This is a genomic window from Burkholderia sp. MS389 (assembly GCF_016899425.1).
In the GTDB taxonomy this organism is placed as follows: domain Bacteria; phylum Pseudomonadota; class Gammaproteobacteria; order Burkholderiales; family Burkholderiaceae; genus Burkholderia; species Burkholderia sola.
This window is the reverse complement of record NZ_CP045994.1, coordinates 1,006,465-1,021,668: the sequence shown is the minus strand read 5'-3', so window position 1 is coordinate 1,021,668 and position 15,204 is coordinate 1,006,465. Positions and strand designations below refer to the sequence as shown.

Below are 15,204 nucleotides of genomic sequence, written 5' to 3'. Positions count from 1 at the left end.
GTAAACGCTGCACTGGGCCGCCAAGTGTAAATGACGGTTACATAACGGGGACGGCATGCCGAACCGGCGCGGCCGGCCGTCACCGGGCCGGATGCCCGCCCTTGCGACAACGCGCCGCCGCATGGCAGGCTGCCGCCCGGCCCGTTGCCCCGGTACGGACGGCACGCCGCGAAACGCTATCGCCACGATTGAAACTCTCGTTCGGCAGCGCAGCAACGGGGCCTTTATAATGCGCGTCTGATACCCATCTATGACGGCATCCCGGTCAACCCGGACCGTCCGGCGAGCCTTATCCCGCCCGCCGCAGCCGCCTTTTACGGATTCGCACATGTCCACGCCCAAACACGCCAAAGTCCTGATTCTCGGTTCCGGCCCCGCCGGCTACACGGCTGCCGTCTACGCGGCACGCGCCAACCTGTCCCCGGTGCTGATCACCGGCATCGCGCAGGGCGGCCAGCTGATGACCACGACCGATGTCGAAAACTGGCCGGCGGACGCGAAGGGCGTGCAAGGCCCGGAACTGATGGCGCGCTTCCAGGAGCACGCGGAGCGCTTCAACACCGAAATCGTCTTCGACCACATCCACACCGCGAAGCTGCACGAAAAGCCGATCCGGCTGATCGGCGACTCGGGCGAATACACGTGCGATTCGCTGATCATCGCGACCGGCGCGTCCGCGCAGTATCTCGGCCTGGCCTCCGAGGAAGCGTTCATGGGCAAGGGCGTGTCGGCCTGCGCGACCTGCGACGGCTTCTTCTATCGCAACCAGGAAGTCGCGGTGATCGGCGGCGGCAACACGGCCGTCGAGGAAGCGCTCTACCTGACCGGCATCGCGAAGAAGGTCACGGTGATCCACCGCCGCGACAAGTTCCGCGCGGAGCCGATCCTGATCGACCGCCTGCTGGAGAAGCAAAAGGAAGGCGTCGTCGACATCAAGTGGGATCACGTGCTCGACGAAGTGACGGGCGAGGAATCGGGCGTCACGGGCCTGCGTATCAAGAACGTGAAGACCGGCGCGACGGAAGACCTGCACGTGCAGGGCGTGTTCGTCGCGATCGGCCACAAGCCGAACACCGACCTGTTCCAGGGCCAGCTGGAGATGAAGGACGGCTACATCCTGACGAAGAGCGGCCTGCAAGGCAACGCGACGTCGACGAGCGTGCCGGGCGTGTTCGCCGCGGGCGACGTGCAGGACAACGTGTACCGCCAGGCGATCACCAGTGCGGGCACGGGCTGCATGGCCGCGCTCGACGCGCAGCGCTACCTCGAAAGCCTGCACGACAAGAAGTAAGCCGGGAGCCTTGCCGCGGCGGGCGCTACAATGGCGTCCGCTGCCGCGAAGCGGGCTCGACCGGAAAGCCGCTGCCGCCGCGCAGCGGCTTTTTTCTGCCCGCGCGCCCGAACGCGCCTGCCCCGTTACCGAATCATGGCGAAGAACCAGCCCCATCCGAGCGATCCCGCGAAGCGGAAGATCGCTGCCCGTCCCGTGACCGCGGCGCCCGCCGCGCCGCCGCCCGCGCCCGATGCGGCCGCGTTGCGCGGCCAGGGCCTCGCGGGCCTCGGCGCATTGCGCAAGTCGCTGCAAGGCGAAGCCGATCGGCGCGAGCGCGCGCGCATCGAAACCGTGCAGGCCGAGCGCAAGGCGGAAGCCGACGCGAACCTGTTCCGCAACGAAATCGGCACGATCCGGCCGCTGAACGCGCCGCCGCGCGCGTCGTCGGGCCGCATGCCGCCCGACCCGGTGCCGAAACAGACGCAGCGCGACGAGGAAGCCGTGCTGAACGCAACGCTGTCCGACGAATTCGATCCCGAGACGCTGCTCGACAGCGACGACTCGCTGTATTACCACCGCCCCGGCATCAGCCGCGACGTCGTGCGCAAGCTGAGAAGCGGCGCATGGATCGTGCAGGCGCAGATCGATCTGCACGGGATGCGGCGCGACGAAGCGCGCGATGCGCTCGCCGAATTCATCCGCGAAGCCGGCAAGAAAGGGCTGCGCTGCCTGCGCGTGATCCACGGCAAGGGGCTCGGCTCGATCGGCAAGGAGCCGGTGCTGAAAGGCAAGGTGCGCGCGTGGCTCGTGCAGAAGGAAGAAGTGATCGCATTCTGCGAGGCGCGCGGCCACGACGGCGGCGCGGGCGCGGTGCTGGTGCTGCTGCAGCCGCACGCGGCGCCGGCCGACCGGGGGCCGCGTGCCGCATCCTAGGCTGACGCTCGCGATCGCGATACTGGAGGCGATCGCTACGCTGGCTTTCGCGATTTCGGGGTTCATCGAGGCGCGCAAGAACCGCCTCGACTCGGTCGGCACGTTCGTCGTCGCGCTCGCGACCGCCTTCGGCGGCGGCACGCTGCGCGACATCCTGCTCGAGCGCCGGCCGTTCTACTGGGTCGTGCACGACGACTACGTGATCGCGATCTTCGTGCTCGCGCTGTTCGCGCCGTTCGTGCTGCGCATGCTGTCGCGGCTGTCGGCCGAACGGCTGCTGCTGATCGCCGACGCGATCGGGCTCGGCATCTTCAGCATCTCGGGCACGTCGATCGCGCTCGACGCCGAGATGCCGCGCTTCATCGCGGTGATGATGGGCGTGATCACCGGCGTGGTCGGCGGGATCGTCCGCGACGTGCTGTGCAACGACATCCCGCTGATCCTGCGCGATTCGCGGCCGTACGCGACCTGCGCGTTCGTCGGCTGCTGGTTCTACCTGCTGCTCGTGTGGCTGCAGGTCGACTCGGTATACAGCGTGCTGCTCGCGACCGGCTTCATCCTCGTCGCACGGCTCGCGACGTTCAAGTTCGACGTGCGGTTGCCGCATTGACCTGACCGACGCATCTGCGGACGAATCGTCCGCATCGCGGAAACGAAAAAGGGGCCGTTCATCGAAACGGCCCCTTTGCCTTTCGTTCAGCGCAAGCGTCGCGTCACGCGATCCGCTCTTCCGACGCCGGATCGAACAGCACGGCCTTCGACACGTCGAACAGCAGCGACTGCGTCTGCCCCGGCTGCGGGTTCGCGGCCGGATGCACGCGGCTCACGATCCGCTTGCCGTTCACCTGCGCGAACACGTGCGTGTCCGGGCCGGTCGGCTCCGTCACGTCGACGCGCACGTCGATCGGCTGCAGCTTCGACGTCTCGCCGTGATGTGCGTTGCGCGCGTCGGTGATGCGCTCCGGACGGAGGCCGAGGATCACCTCGCGGCCGACGTGCGACTTCAGTTTCGCCGCGTCGAACGGCAGGATCAGCGCGCTGCGCGCGAGGCCCGTGTCGATCTCGAGCGCGATCCCGCTGCCCTGCTCGACCAGCTTGCCGTTGATGAAGTTCATCGGCGGCGCGCCGATGAACCCCGCAACGAACAGGTTCGACGGCGAATCGTAGATCTCCTGCGGCGCACCGAACTGCTGGACCACGCCGTCCTTCATCACCGCGATCCGGTCGCCGAGCGTCATCGCCTCGATCTGGTCGTGCGTCACGTAGACGATCGTCGTGCCGAGACGCTGGTGCAGCAGCTTGATTTCCGCGCGCATCTCGATGCGCAGCTTCGCGTCGAGGTTCGACAGCGGTTCGTCGAACAGGAACAGCGACGGATCGCGCGCGAGCGCGCGGCCCATCGCGACGCGCTGGCGCTGGCCGCCCGACAGTTGGCCCGGCTTGCGGTCGAGCAGGTGCTGGATCTGCAGCATCGCCGACACGCGGTCGACGATCTGCTGCTGCTCGTTCTTCGGCACCTTGCGGATGTTCAGGCCGAACGAGATGTTCTCGCGCACCGTCATCGACGGATACAGCGCGTACGACTGGAACACCATCGCGATGTCGCGATCCTTCGGCGACAGGTCGTTGACGACCTTGCCGTCGATGCAGATCTCGCCGCTCGTGACGGTCTCGAGCCCGGCGATCATGTTGAGCAGCGTCGATTTCCCGCAGCCCGAGCCGCCGACCAGGATCAGGAACTGTCCGTCCTCGATCTCGATGTCGACACCCTTCAGGACCGGCACCCCGTTCGGGTAGGTCTTGTACACGTCACGGATGGAAAGGCTTGCCATGCTGTGAATCCTCTGTCTCGTCTCGCGCGGCGCACTCGGGCGCCGCGTCGGGTTCGTTTCGATGCGCCGCGCGTGGTGCGCGGCCGGTTCGTCGTATCGGATAACGCCGCGCCTACCCCTTCACCGCGCCCGCCGTCAGCCCGCGCACGAAGTAGCGGCCGGCGACGATGTAGACGAGCAGCGTCGGCAGCGCGGCGATGATCGCGCCGGCCATGTCGACGTTGTATTCCTTCACGCCCGTCGACGTGTTGACGAGGTTGTTCAGCGCGACCGTGATCGGCATCGAATCGACGCCGGAGAACACGATCCCGAACAGGAAGTCGTTCCAGATCTGCGTGAATTGCCAGATCAGGCACACCATGAAGATCGGCAGCGACACCGGCAGCAGGATCTTCGTGAAGATCGTGAAGAAGCCGGCGCCGTCGATGCGGGCAGCCTTCACGAGTTCGGCCGGCACGCTCACGTAGAAGTTGCGGAAGAACATCGTCGTGAACGCGATCCCGTACACGACGTGCACGAACACGAGGCCCGGAATCGTGTTGGCAAGGCCGAGCATCCCCTGCAGGCGCGCCATCGGCAGCAGGATCACCTGGAACGGGATGAAGCAGCCGACCAGCATCATCGTGAACAGCGCGTCGGCGCCGCGAAAGCGCCAGTGCGTGAGCACGTAGCCGTTGAACGCGCCGATCAGCGAAGAGATCAGCACGGCCGGAATCACCATCTGCAGCGAGTTCAGGAAGAACGGCTTCATGCCGTCGCAGCGCACGCCGGTACAGGCGCCGCTCCATGCCTTCACCCACGGGTCGACGGTCCACGTGGTGGGCGGCGTCAGCAGGTTGCCGGTGCGCAGCTGGTCGAGGTCCTTGAACGACGTCGACAGCATCACGTAGATCGGGAACAGGAAATACAGCGCGAACAGGATCAGTGCCGCATAGATCACTGCCCGGCTGATCGTCATCTTAGGCTGCATTGCGGGTGCTCCTCGATTCCATATACATCAGCGGCACCAGCACGGCGACGACGGTCGCGAGCATCATCACCGAGGACGCCGCGCCGAGCCCGAGCTGGCCGCGGTTGAACGAAAACGTGTACATGAACATGGCCGGCAGCGACGACGACGTGCCCGGGCCGCCCGCCGTCAGCGCGACGACGAGGTCGAAGGTCTTGATCGTGATGTGGCAGAGGATCAGCAGCACCGAGAAGAACACCGGGCGCATGCTCGGGATCACGATCTTGCGGTAGATGGTCGGCAGCGTCGCGCCGTCGACCTGCGCGGCCTTGAAGATCTCGCCGTCGACGCCGCGCAGCCCCGCGAGGAACAGCGCCATCACGAAGCCGGTCGACTGCCACACGGCCGCGATCACCACGCAGAAGATCGCCTTGTCCGGATCGTCGAGCCAGCCGAACGAGAAGCTGGTCCAGCCCCAGTCGTGCATCACCTTCTCGAGGCCGAGGCCCGGGTTCAGGATCCACTGCCATGCGGTGCCGGTCACGATGAACGACAGCGCCATCGGGTACAGGAAGATCGCGCGCAGCGCGCCTTCGTTGCGGATCCGCTGGTCGAGCAGGATCGCGAGGAACAGGCCGAGCCCGACGCAGATCGCGATGAACGGGATCCCGAACCAGCCGAGGTTCGCGGCGGAGGTCCACCACACGTCGTTCTGGAACAGGTCCGTGTAACGGCCGAAGCCGTCGAATTCGTAGTTGGGCAACAGCCGCGAGCGGGTCAGCGACAGATAGCCGGTAATCAGGATGAAGCCGTAGATGAACACCACGGCGATCGCGACGCTCGGCGCGAGCACGAGCTTCGGGATCCAGCGATCGGCGAAGGCCGACATCGGCGACGTACGCCGTGCGGCGGCAGCGCCGGATCCGTTTCCGCTAAGAGGGGCAGCCACTTGATTCGACTCCTGGAACGAGGGCGACGCAGGCCGGGCCGGCGCCGGGTACGGCACGGGCTTCGCGGGCGAGCCCGTTTGCTGCACATGCAAAAACGCCCGGCCGATGAAGCGTGTCCGGCCGGGCGCCTGGCGCGCGTTACTTGACCTTCGCGGCCTTCGCGAGCGCGGCGACCGCGCTCTTCGAATCCTGCTGCGAGTTCATGAACTTCGTCACGACGTCCGTGATCGCGCCGGCGGTCGCGTCGCCTTGCGCCATGCCGTGCGCGAGCGACGGCACGAAGCCGCCCGACTTGATCGCGGTCTGCTCGTCGGCGTACGACTTCTTCGCGCAATCGTCGAACTTGTCCATCTTCACGCCGAGACGCACGGGCACCGAGCCCTTCAGCAGGCTGAACTGCTCCTGGAAGTCCGGCGTCATGATCGTCTTCGCGAGCGCGAGCTGGCCCGGCGTCGCGTTCTTCTCGCCCTTCTGCTGGAAGAACACGAACGAGTCGACGTTGAACGTGTACGAATTCGCGGTGCCCGGCACCGGCGCGCAGACGTAGTCCTTGCCCGCCTTCTTGCCGGCGTTCTCGAACTCGCCCTTCGCCCAGTCGCCCATGAACTGCATGCCGGCCTTGCCGTTGATGACCATCGCGGTCGCCAGGTTCCAGTCGCGGCCGTTACGGCCGTTGTCGAAGTAGCCCTGGATCTTGCGCACCGTGTCGAACACCGACAGCATCTGCGGCGACGTCAGCGTCGCCTGGTCGAGGTCGACCAGCGCCTTCTTGTAGAACGCCGGGCCCTGCGACAGCACGACGTCTTCCCACAGCGTCAGGTCCTGCCACGGCTGGCCGCCCATCGCGACCGGCTGGATGCCTGCGGCCTTCAGCTTGTCGGCCACCGCGAAGAATTCAGGCCAGGTGGTCGGCACCTTCGCGCCGACCTTGTCGAGCGCGGCCTTGTTGATGTACAGCCAGTTGACGCGGTGCACCGAGAACGGCGCGGCGACGGTATGGCCCTTGTACTTGATGATCTTGTCGATTTCCGGCGGCAGGTTCTGTTTCCAGTCGCCGGCGGCCGAATCGATGTTGACGAGCACGCCCTGGTCGGCCCAGTCCTGGATCAGCGGGCCCTTGATCTGCGCGGCCGACGGAGAATCGCCGCTGATCACCTTGGTCTTCAGCGCGGTCATCGCCGCGGCGCCGGCGCCGCCCGCGACCGCGAAGTCCTTCCACACGTAGCCCTGCTTCTGCAGGTCGTCCTTCAGCACGCCGACGGCCTTCGACTCGCCGCCCGAGGTCCACCAGTGCAGCACGGTTACGTTCTCGGCTGCCTGCGCCGCCACGGCGCCAGCCATCAGGCCTGCGGCGCAGAGCGCGCCCATGATCGAGCGAACTTTCATTACTTATCTCCTCCAGACTGAATCAACTCGTGAGGTTCCCTGACCGGGAACCGGCTTCTTGATAACGACGGGGAAATCGAGCCGCGGGACGCATGCAGCGTACGGGGCCGATGACCGGCCGGGCTCTTACAGAAAGCGTGAATCGAGATTCAACGGCGTGTCTCCTCTTTGTGTTTCTGGCCCGCCGCGATGATGCGACGCGAGCCCGGGGCCGACGGCGCGCCAACGGTGCGCGCCGCCAATGTCCGATAACATTCGGCACAAGGCGCTCCCGAAGGCGAAGCTCGCGCAGTTCATCGACCGCACTTCTTTTTTTCTTCACCCAGGTGCTACCCCTTGCGGCGGATTGTAGTTAAACTACAATTCAGTGTCAAAAATATTTTTATCGCACTACGGATCGCTTCCGGGCACCCCCAACACGGCGGAGACACATGCATACCGATTCCAGCTTTACCTTCGTACTTTTCGGCGGCACCGGCGATTTGTCGATGCGCAAGATCCTGCCCGCGCTGTTCGAAGCGCATCGCGCGAACATGCTGGCGACGGGCGGCCGGATCGTCGCCGTGGCGCGACACGAATCGGATCGGGCGGCCTATCTCGAATGGGTCGACACGCACGTGAAGCCGCATGCGGCGAAAGCGGCCGGCGATGCATTCGACGACGCGGCATGGCAGTCGTTTCTCGACCGCATCGAGTACGTGAACCTCGATCTCGGCCGCGCGGAGGACTACGTCGTGCTGCGCGACGCGGTCGCCTCGCTGCCCGGCATCCGCGTGTTCTATCTCGCGACGGGCCCGTCGCTGTTCGTGCCGATCTGCAAGGCGCTCGCGGCGGTCGGCCTGAACGAAGGCGCGCGCATCGTGCTCGAGAAGCCGCTCGGCTACGACCTGAAATCGTCGAACGCGATCAACGACGCGGTCGGCGAGATCTTCGCGGAAGGCCAGATCTACCGGATCGACCACTACCTCGGCAAGGAGCCGGTACAGAACCTGCTCGCGCTGCGCTTCGGCAATGCGCTGTTCGAGCCGCTGTGGCGCCGCGAATGGGTCGAGAGCATCCAGATCACGATCGCGGAAGAGCTCGGCGTCGAGGCGCGTGGCGATTTCTACGACAATACGGGCGCGCTGCGCGACATGGTGCAGAACCACCTGCTGCAGCTGCTGTCGATCGTCGCGATGGAGCCGCCGCACTCGATGGATTCCGACTCGGTGCGCGACGAAAAGCTGCGCGTGCTGCGCGCGCTGAAGCCGGTCGACCCGCGCGACATCGGCAAGGTTGCCGTGCGCGGCCAGTATCATGCGGGCGTGATCAAGGGCGCGCAGGTGCCGGCCTATGCGACCGAGCCGGGCGTGAAGCCCGACAGCCAGACCGAAACCTTCGTCGCGCTGAAGGTCGAGATCGAGAACTGGCGCTGGGCCGGCGTGCCGTTCTTCCTGCGCACCGGCAAGCGTCTGGCCGACCGCGTCGCGGAGATCGTCGTCAACTTCCGCCCGGTACCGCATTCGGCGCTGGGGCCGACCGCGCTGCGCCCCGGTTCGAATCGTCTCGTGATCCGGCTGCAGCCGAACGAGACGATCCGCCTGTACTGCCTCGCGAAGCAGCCGGGCGAAGGGATGAACCTCGCGAGCGTGCACCTCGACCTCGCGTTCGACCAGTTCTTCAAGGAAGGGCAGATGGAGGCGTACCAGCGCCTGCTGCTCGACGTGATCAACGGCCGGCTCGCGCTGTTCGTGCGTCGCGACGAACAGGAAGCCGCATGGCAATGGGTCGAGCCGATCCTGAACGAATGGACGCGCACGCTGAAGCCGCCGAAGCCGTATGCGGCGGGCACGTGGGGGCCGGCCGCGTCGAGCGCGATGCTCGCGCAGCACGACACCTGCTGGCTCGAAGAAGAAAACTGAACCAAACCGTTGCCGCGTACGCCACCGTATGCGGCAACGTGCATCACGATTCGTACGATTTGAACAGACAAGGCAGTCCGGAGGAGATGTGATCGAGATCCACGCTTTCGACACCCAGGAAGCGCAAAGCGAAGCGCTCGCGCGCGCCGTCGGCGAAGCGCTGCGCGCGGCGCTCGCCCGCCCCGCGCGCCCGACGCTCGCGGTGTCCGGCGGCACCAGCCCGCGCCCGTTCCTGCATACGCTGTCGCACGCGACGCTCGACTGGGCCAGCGTCGACGTCACGCTGGTCGACGACCGCTGGGTGCCGGACGACGACGCGGCCAGCAACGCGCAACTCGTGCGCGACACGCTGCTGCAACACGCGGCGGCCCCTGCCCGCTTCCTGCCGCTCGTCGACACGCGCACCACGCTCGACGCGCACGTCGCCGCGCTCAACGCGAACGCCGACTACCGCGTGCCGACCGTCGCCGTGCTCGGCATGGGCGAGGACGGCCACACCGCGTCGATCTTCGCCGACGCGCCCGAATGGGACCACGCGATCACGACGCCCGAGCGGTTCGTCGCCGTGCATCCGGGCGCCGCGCCCCATGCGCGCGTGAGCTATTCGCTCGATGCGCTGAAGCGTGTCGACCGGCTGTTCCTGCTGATCGCGGGCGAGCGCAAACGCGACGTGCTCGACGCCGCGGCCGCGTCGCTGCAGAAGAACGCGATTTCCCAACTGGCCAACGACAAGGGGACCCAGCTCGATGTCTACTGGTGCGCAAAGTAAGGCGGTCGTCGCGGGTCAGCATGCCGACGGCCCGCGCCTGCTCGCGGACGTCGGCGGCACCAACGCGCGCTTCGCGCTGGAAACCGGCCCGGGCGAGATCACGCAGATTCGCGTCTATCCCGGCGCCGACTATCCGACGATCACCGACGCGATCCGCAAGTATCTGAAGGACGTGAAGATCAGCCGCGTGAACCACGCGGCGATCGCGATCGCGAACCCGGTCGACGGCGACCAGGTCACGATGACCAATCACGACTGGAGCTTCTCGATCGAGGCGACGCGCCGCGCGCTCGGCTTCGACACGCTGCTCGTCGTCAACGACTTCACCGCGCTCGCGATGGCGCTGCCGGGCCTGACCGATGCGCAGCGCGTGCAGGTCGGCGGCGGCGCGCGCCGCCAGAACAGCGTGATCGGGCTGCTCGGGCCCGGTACCGGGCTCGGCGTGTCGGGCCTGATTCCGGCCGACGACCGCTGGATCGCGCTCGGCAGCGAAGGCGGTCACGCCTCGTTCGCGCCGCAGGACGAGCGCGAGGATCTCGTGCTGCAATACGCGCGCAAGAAGTTTCCGCACGTGTCGTTCGAGCGCGTGTGCGCGGGCCCCGGCATGGAGATCATCTATCGTGCGCTCGCCGCGCGCGACAAGAAGCGGGTGGCCGCATCCGTCGACACGGTCGAGATCGTCGAGCGCGCACATGCGGGCGACGCACTCGCGCTCGAGACGGTCGAATGCTTCTGCGGGATTCTCGGCGCGTTCGCGGGCAGCGTCGCGCTGACGCTCGGCGCGCTCGGCGGCGTGTACATCGGCGGCGGCGTCGCGCTGAAGCTGGGCGAGCTGTTCACGCGCTCGTCGTTCCGCGCGCGCTTCGAGGCGAAGGGCCGCTTCACGCACTACCTCGAGAACATCCCGACCTACCTGATCACCGCCGAATACCCGGCGTTCCTCGGCGTATCGGCGATCCTCGCGGAACAGTTGTCGAACCGTTCGGGCGGTGCGTCGTCGGCCGTGTTCGAGCGGATCCGCCAGATGCGCGACGCGCTGACGCCGGCCGAGCGCCGCGTCGCCGATCTCGCGCTGAACCATCCGCGCTCGATCATCAACGATCCGATCGTCGACATCGCGCGCAAGGCCGACGTGAGCCAGCCGACCGTGATCCGCTTCTGCCGCTCGCTCGGCTGCCAGGGGCTGTCGGATTTCAAGCTGAAGCTCGCGACCGGCCTCACCGGCACGATTCCGATGAGCCACAGCCAGGTGCATCTCGGCGATACGGCCACCGACTTCGGCGCGAAGGTGCTCGACAACACGGTGTCCGCGATCCTGCAACTGCGCGAGCACCTGAATTTCGAGCACGTCGAGAACGCGATCGACATCCTGAACGGCGCGCGGCGCATCGAGTTCTACGGGCTCGGCAACTCGAACATCGTCGCGCAGGACGCGCACTACAAGTTCTTCCGCTTCGGAATCCCGACGATCGCGTACGGCGACCTGTACATGCAGGCCGCGTCGGCCGCGCTGCTCGGCAAGGGCGACGTGATCGTCGCGGTGTCGAAGTCGGGGCGCGCGCCCGAACTGCTGCGCGTGCTCGACGTCGCGATGCAGGCCGGCGCGAAGGTGATCGCGATCACGTCGAGCAACACGCCGCTCGCGAAGCGCGCGACCGTCGCGCTCGAGACCGATCACATCGAGATGCGTGAATCGCAGTTGTCGATGATCTCGCGGGTCCTGCATCTGCTGATGATCGACATCCTCGCGGTGGGCGTCGCGATCCGCCGCGCATCGACCAACGGCGAGCTGCCGGAGGCCGTCGCGCAGGCGCGGGCACGCGCCAGCGACGACGAAACGGCCGACGTGCTCGATTGGCTCAGCCATGGGGCTTCGCCGGCGGCGAAGGACGTCGCGCGGGATTGACGCAGCGGTAAAAAAAACGCCTCGGTGAACGACACCCCGAATGCTGGATTCAGGCCCGGCGTTCGGGGTGTTTTGCATGATCGGCATCGGCGCGAACAACAGCGGCTCGGCAGGTATCGACGATGCCTTCTACCTATGGCTGCGCGTGACGTCATACGTTCGTACACGCTCCTATTTTCGAACAAGTCCAATTGTCAGGAGTTGCCCAGGCTCGGTAACTTCCTTCACGCCGCGTGATGCAGCCATCCCGGTCCGACGCGAGAAATGACACGTTTCTCACAGAACCCCGATTGGCATCGACAGCATCACGTTCATCCAGTTTGCGGAGAGGGATATGCCTAGACCACGTTTTTCAGCCGCATGGGCAGCAGCAATGCGCATTTACGCGCCGATAAATTCCGCGGAGAAAGTTGCCTTGACGATTGGTGGCAACGTGGCCACCAATATCCAGCGATGTGACAAAGCAGAAGTGATCAAATTCCCGCCTTCGCTGGGAGGCAGCACCCTGGACAATAGGCACGGGATCGTTCTCTTCGAGGTTTCAGCCTCGTCGATAGCCTGAGAGAGGAATACTATAATGAACAATACCTATGCCTTTGGTACACATCGAGATCTCACGCCAATGGAACTGTTTTTCCTTATCTTTATCGATGAGACATGCAAGGAACTTGGTGTTGACGATGTAGCAGCAGTGGTTGCCATTGTGGCCGGTCAAAATTGGATGCCAACACGAGCAAAGCCCTTTGGTACCACGCCGGGGACTTCTGTTGCGTCGATATTGAGTCGCAAGTATCTGGACTACGATTTGAAGAAGAAAATCCTCCCAACGTTGACCAATGCCAGCGTCAAGCGCTTGAAGTTCATTCTGGTAAGAAACATTGGGGTTTTCGTTGGGCGCGCAGTTCCTGTCGTTGGGTGGGTCATTGCTGCCAAGGATGTCACGATGATCAGCATTCGTTCCGTGTCGCGCTATAACGCGCTTGTTAAGCCTGAGGACAAGGTGTTCTGATGAGCCAGTTTACGTGGGACGAGTTTGAGGATTTCGTGAGAAAGGAGGCCGGTGTCAGCCCCAAAAAAATTCTCACAAAAGATCATGCCGTCGAGGGTGATTTGGATATCACTGGCGACGATGCGGTCGAGTTTATGGAGCGCTTCTTCGATAAATTTCCAGTGCAAGTTGGAGATTTTGAGTTCAATCGCTACTTCTCAGGAGAGGGCTTTAGCTTGATTGAAGTGGCGCGGATGGCTTTCTCCAGAAAACGCCGAGAAAAATATGACAAAGTACCACTGACTCTAGGCATGCTCTATCAGGCTATTTTGGATGGAGAGTGGAGCAATCAGCGCTTGGAATGCCTACCGCGCTGATTGCTCCTAGCCACATAGACCGGTTCATCTTTTAGGCGATGTGTTGGATCTGTGCATACCTCTGGAGTCTGCCATCAGACAAAATCCACTGCTCCGGTGTGTGATGTTCTGGGCCCTGATGTTCGCGGCACAACCCAGCCACGCCACGGATACGTCGTCGTCGCCACAAGCCGGCGCCCGAACCTACGCGCAGAACTACAAGGACATGGTGCTCGCCGAATGCGTCGCGACCGCTTATCGGAATGAACCGTCCGCTGCGATGGACGCGGGAAGCAGCGCCAGTGCACTAATGGATTGGACCGACTTCGATCTGGAACGGAACCCCGACACGGGCAAATCGCTGGTCAATCGTTTTCTTGCACGCGACTATCGCAATCCGGTCGTCGAGTCCGAAATCAAGGGCGTGAGGTTTGATTTTTTGAAATGCCTGGATCTGTATCACAGCCAGGAACTCGAGACCGAAGTCAGGCGATTCGTGATCAACCCGAAGCGCAGCTATCGACTCGACAATCGCTCGTCAGGCCGTTCAAAGTGATGCAGAGGGGAAGTTCAAACCCGTCGACCGCCCTCCTCCGCCAGTTTCGCCGCGCTGCTCAAGCCCCGGCCCGCACAGGCCGTCCATGCCAGCGCAGCACCAGATAGCGCCCGACGAAGCACAGCACGCCGGTGACGCCGATCGTCACGCCCATCGCGAACGGCGTGCCGTCCGCGAGTGCGCCGATCGCGGCGCTCGCGAGTGCGCCAAGCGCGAGCTGCATCGCGCCGAACACGGCCGCCGACGCGCCCGCGTTGTGCGGATAGCGGTGCATCAGATCGGTCGTGCAGTTCGCGGACAGGATCCCGACCACGCCGACGACGAAGAACAGGCACACGACGATCGACCACAGCCCGCCCAACCCCGTCAGCGCGACGAACGCGACCGCGAGCGACGCGATGCAGCTCACGAGCGATGCGGCCGAAATGATGCGCAGCGAGCCGATGCGGCCGACGAGCCGCGTGTTCGCGAAGTTGCCGATCATGATCCCGACGACGTTCAGGCCGAATAGCAGCCCGTAGTGCTGCGGCGACACGTGGAAATACTCGATGTACACGAACGGCGTCGCGGTGATGTACGAGAACATCGACGCGAACGCCATCCCGCCACACAGCATGTGCCCCCATGCGACGGGGTCGGACAGGATGCGCCCGTACGACGCGAACGACGCGAGCACGGCCGCGCTCTTGCGCCGCTCCTTCGGCCAGGTTTCGGGCACGCGCAAGTACGCGGTCGTCGCGCATAGCGCGCCGAACACGGCCAGCACGACGAACACGCCGCGCCAGCCGGAGAAACGCAGGATCTGGCCGCCGATCAGCGGCGCGAGCAGCGGCCCGACCGCGGTGACGATCGCGACCATCGACAGCACCTTCGCCGCGTCGCTCGGCTCGTGCGCGTCGCGCGCGATCGCCCGCGCGAGCACCGACGCGGCGCCGGCGCCGAGCGCCTGCAGGAAACGCACGACGATCAGCATGTCGATCGAGCCCGACACGAAGCAGCCGATGCTCGCGAGCGTGAACAGCGCGATTCCGCCGAGCAGCACGGGGCGGCGGCCCCACGTGTCGGACAGCGGGCCGTACAGCAGCATGCCGATCGAGAAGCCGGCCATGAAGCTCGTCAGCGTGCGTTGCGCGGCGCCGGGGCTCACGGAGAAGCCGGCGGCAATCGACGGCAGGCTTGGCAGGTACATGTCGGTGGCGATCGGCCCGCAGGCCGCGAGCGCACCGAGCAACAGGATCAGCCGGGCATCGGGCCGGCGCCGGACGACGTGAGACATGGGTATCCGGAATGGGAGCCCGCGCGCATCGGGGCGCGCGTGGCGGTGAAGACGGGAGGCCGCGCCGCAAGCGGCGCGCTCAGGACCATGATTGTACGCGCAACTTTTTTGCCTGCCCCGGGGCTGCAT

At 65.2% G+C, this 15,204-nt stretch carries 14 protein-coding genes; 9 read left to right on the top strand and 5 right to left on the bottom strand.

Annotation, left to right across the window (positions count from 1 at the left end; all coding sequences use genetic code 11):
• Nucleotides 1-328: 328 nt before the first annotated feature.
• The 3 genes from trxB to GJG85_RS04750 all read left to right on the top strand — a co-directional run bounded on the left by trxB (nt 329) and on the right by GJG85_RS04750 (nt 2,816).
• A complete protein-coding gene (trxB, locus tag GJG85_RS04760) occupies nt 329-1,291 on the top strand; it encodes a thioredoxin-disulfide reductase (protein ID WP_050011600.1) in 963 nt (320 codons plus the stop codon).
• A gap of 135 nt (nt 1,292-1,426) precedes the next feature.
• The gene (locus GJG85_RS04755; RefSeq protein WP_050011601.1) at nt 1,427-2,206 is read left to right on the top strand and encodes a Smr/MutS family protein; all 780 of its coding nucleotides are present in this window, start codon (nt 1,427-1,429) and stop codon (nt 2,204-2,206) included.
• Entirely contained in the window at nt 2,193-2,816 is a 624-nt protein-coding gene (locus tag GJG85_RS04750) for a trimeric intracellular cation channel family protein (protein ID WP_089488245.1), read from the top strand. Before GJG85_RS04755 ends, GJG85_RS04750 begins: the two co-directional genes overlap by 14 nt.
• Nucleotides 2,817-2,919: 103 nt before the next feature.
• Here the strand turns inward: GJG85_RS04750 and ugpC are convergent, their stop codons facing one another.
• The 4 genes from ugpC to GJG85_RS04730 form a co-directional block, all read right to left on the bottom strand.
• A complete protein-coding gene (gene ugpC, locus GJG85_RS04745) occupies nt 2,920-4,038 on the bottom strand; it encodes a sn-glycerol-3-phosphate ABC transporter ATP-binding protein UgpC (RefSeq protein ID WP_050011602.1) in 1,119 nt (372 codons plus the stop codon).
• A gap of 112 nt (nt 4,039-4,150) precedes the next feature.
• On the bottom strand, nt 4,151-5,008 hold the full coding sequence (locus GJG85_RS04740; RefSeq protein ID WP_011544828.1) for a carbohydrate ABC transporter permease: 858 nt from the start codon (nt 5,006-5,008) through the stop codon (nt 4,151-4,153).
• Entirely contained in the window at nt 4,998-5,936 is a 939-nt protein-coding gene (locus GJG85_RS04735) for a sugar ABC transporter permease (protein ID WP_011544827.1), read from the bottom strand. Before GJG85_RS04735 ends, GJG85_RS04740 begins: the two co-directional genes overlap by 11 nt.
• Nucleotides 5,937-6,075: 139 nt before the next feature.
• Nucleotides 6,076-7,323, bottom strand: coding sequence for an ABC transporter substrate-binding protein (locus GJG85_RS04730; RefSeq protein ID WP_089488244.1), 1,248 nt, complete (start codon nt 7,321-7,323; stop codon nt 6,076-6,078).
• Nucleotides 7,324-7,754: 431 nt separating this feature from the next.
• Here GJG85_RS04730 and zwf point away from each other — a divergent pair, with 431 nt between their 5' ends.
• The 6 genes from zwf to GJG85_RS04700 all read left to right on the top strand — a co-directional run bounded on the left by zwf (nt 7,755) and on the right by GJG85_RS04700 (nt 13,799).
• On the top strand, nt 7,755-9,224 hold the full coding sequence (gene zwf / locus GJG85_RS04725) for a glucose-6-phosphate dehydrogenase (protein ID WP_089488243.1): 1,470 nt from the start codon (nt 7,755-7,757) through the stop codon (nt 9,222-9,224).
• Between the two features lie 88 nt (nt 9,225-9,312).
• A complete protein-coding gene (gene pgl / locus GJG85_RS04720) occupies nt 9,313-9,993 on the top strand; it encodes a 6-phosphogluconolactonase (RefSeq protein ID WP_050011604.1) in 681 nt (226 codons plus the stop codon).
• Nucleotides 9,971-11,899, top strand: a complete 1,929-nt coding sequence (locus GJG85_RS04715) for a bifunctional transcriptional regulator/glucokinase (RefSeq protein ID WP_089488242.1) — start codon at nt 9,971-9,973, stop codon at nt 11,897-11,899. The genes pgl and GJG85_RS04715 overlap by 23 nt, the downstream gene beginning before the upstream one ends.
• Nucleotides 11,900-12,476: 577 nt before the next feature.
• Entirely contained in the window at nt 12,477-12,908 is a 432-nt protein-coding gene (locus GJG85_RS04710; RefSeq protein WP_060313020.1) for an STM2901 family protein, read from the top strand.
• Nucleotides 12,908-13,264, top strand: coding sequence for a DUF1493 family protein (locus tag GJG85_RS04705; protein WP_089488241.1), 357 nt, complete (start codon nt 12,908-12,910; stop codon nt 13,262-13,264). Before GJG85_RS04710 ends, GJG85_RS04705 begins: the two co-directional genes overlap by 1 nt.
• A gap of 103 nt (nt 13,265-13,367) precedes the next feature.
• A complete protein-coding gene (locus GJG85_RS04700) occupies nt 13,368-13,799 on the top strand; it encodes a type VI secretion system amidase immunity protein Tai4 (RefSeq protein ID WP_089488240.1) in 432 nt (143 codons plus the stop codon).
• A 58-nt stretch (nt 13,800-13,857) separates the two neighbouring features.
• On the opposite strand, the gene GJG85_RS04695 is transcribed toward GJG85_RS04700, so the two are convergent.
• Nucleotides 13,858-15,075, bottom strand: a complete 1,218-nt coding sequence (locus GJG85_RS04695; protein WP_204383715.1) for a Bcr/CflA family multidrug efflux MFS transporter — start codon at nt 15,073-15,075, stop codon at nt 13,858-13,860.
• Nucleotides 15,076-15,204 lie beyond the last annotated feature (129 nt).

Bases quoted from the DNA above. Each gene is read 5' to 3' on its own strand.
- trxB (WP_050011600.1), top strand. From the start codon at position 329: ATGTCCACGCCCAAACACGCCAAAGTCCTGATTCTCGGTTCCGGCCCC.
- GJG85_RS04755 (WP_050011601.1), top strand. From the start codon at position 1,427: ATGGCGAAGAACCAGCCCCATCCGAGCGATCCCGCGAAGCGGAAGATC.
- ugpC (WP_050011602.1), bottom strand. From the start codon at position 4,038: ATGGCAAGCCTTTCCATCCGTGACGTGTACAAGACCTACCCGAACGGG.
- GJG85_RS04740 (WP_011544828.1), bottom strand. From the start codon at position 5,008: ATGCAGCCTAAGATGACGATCAGCCGGGCAGTGATCTATGCGGCACTG.
- GJG85_RS04730 (WP_089488244.1), bottom strand. From the start codon at position 7,323: ATGAAAGTTCGCTCGATCATGGGCGCGCTCTGCGCCGCAGGCCTGATG.
- zwf (WP_089488243.1), top strand. From the start codon at position 7,755: ATGCATACCGATTCCAGCTTTACCTTCGTACTTTTCGGCGGCACCGGC.
- GJG85_RS04715 (WP_089488242.1), top strand. From the start codon at position 9,971: ATGTCTACTGGTGCGCAAAGTAAGGCGGTCGTCGCGGGTCAGCATGCC.
- GJG85_RS04710 (WP_060313020.1), top strand. From the start codon at position 12,477: ATGAACAATACCTATGCCTTTGGTACACATCGAGATCTCACGCCAATG.
- GJG85_RS04705 (WP_089488241.1), top strand. From the start codon at position 12,908: ATGAGCCAGTTTACGTGGGACGAGTTTGAGGATTTCGTGAGAAAGGAG.
- GJG85_RS04700 (WP_089488240.1), top strand. From the start codon at position 13,368: ATGTTCTGGGCCCTGATGTTCGCGGCACAACCCAGCCACGCCACGGAT.
- GJG85_RS04695 (WP_204383715.1), bottom strand. From the start codon at position 15,075: ATGTCTCACGTCGTCCGGCGCCGGCCCGATGCCCGGCTGATCCTGTTG.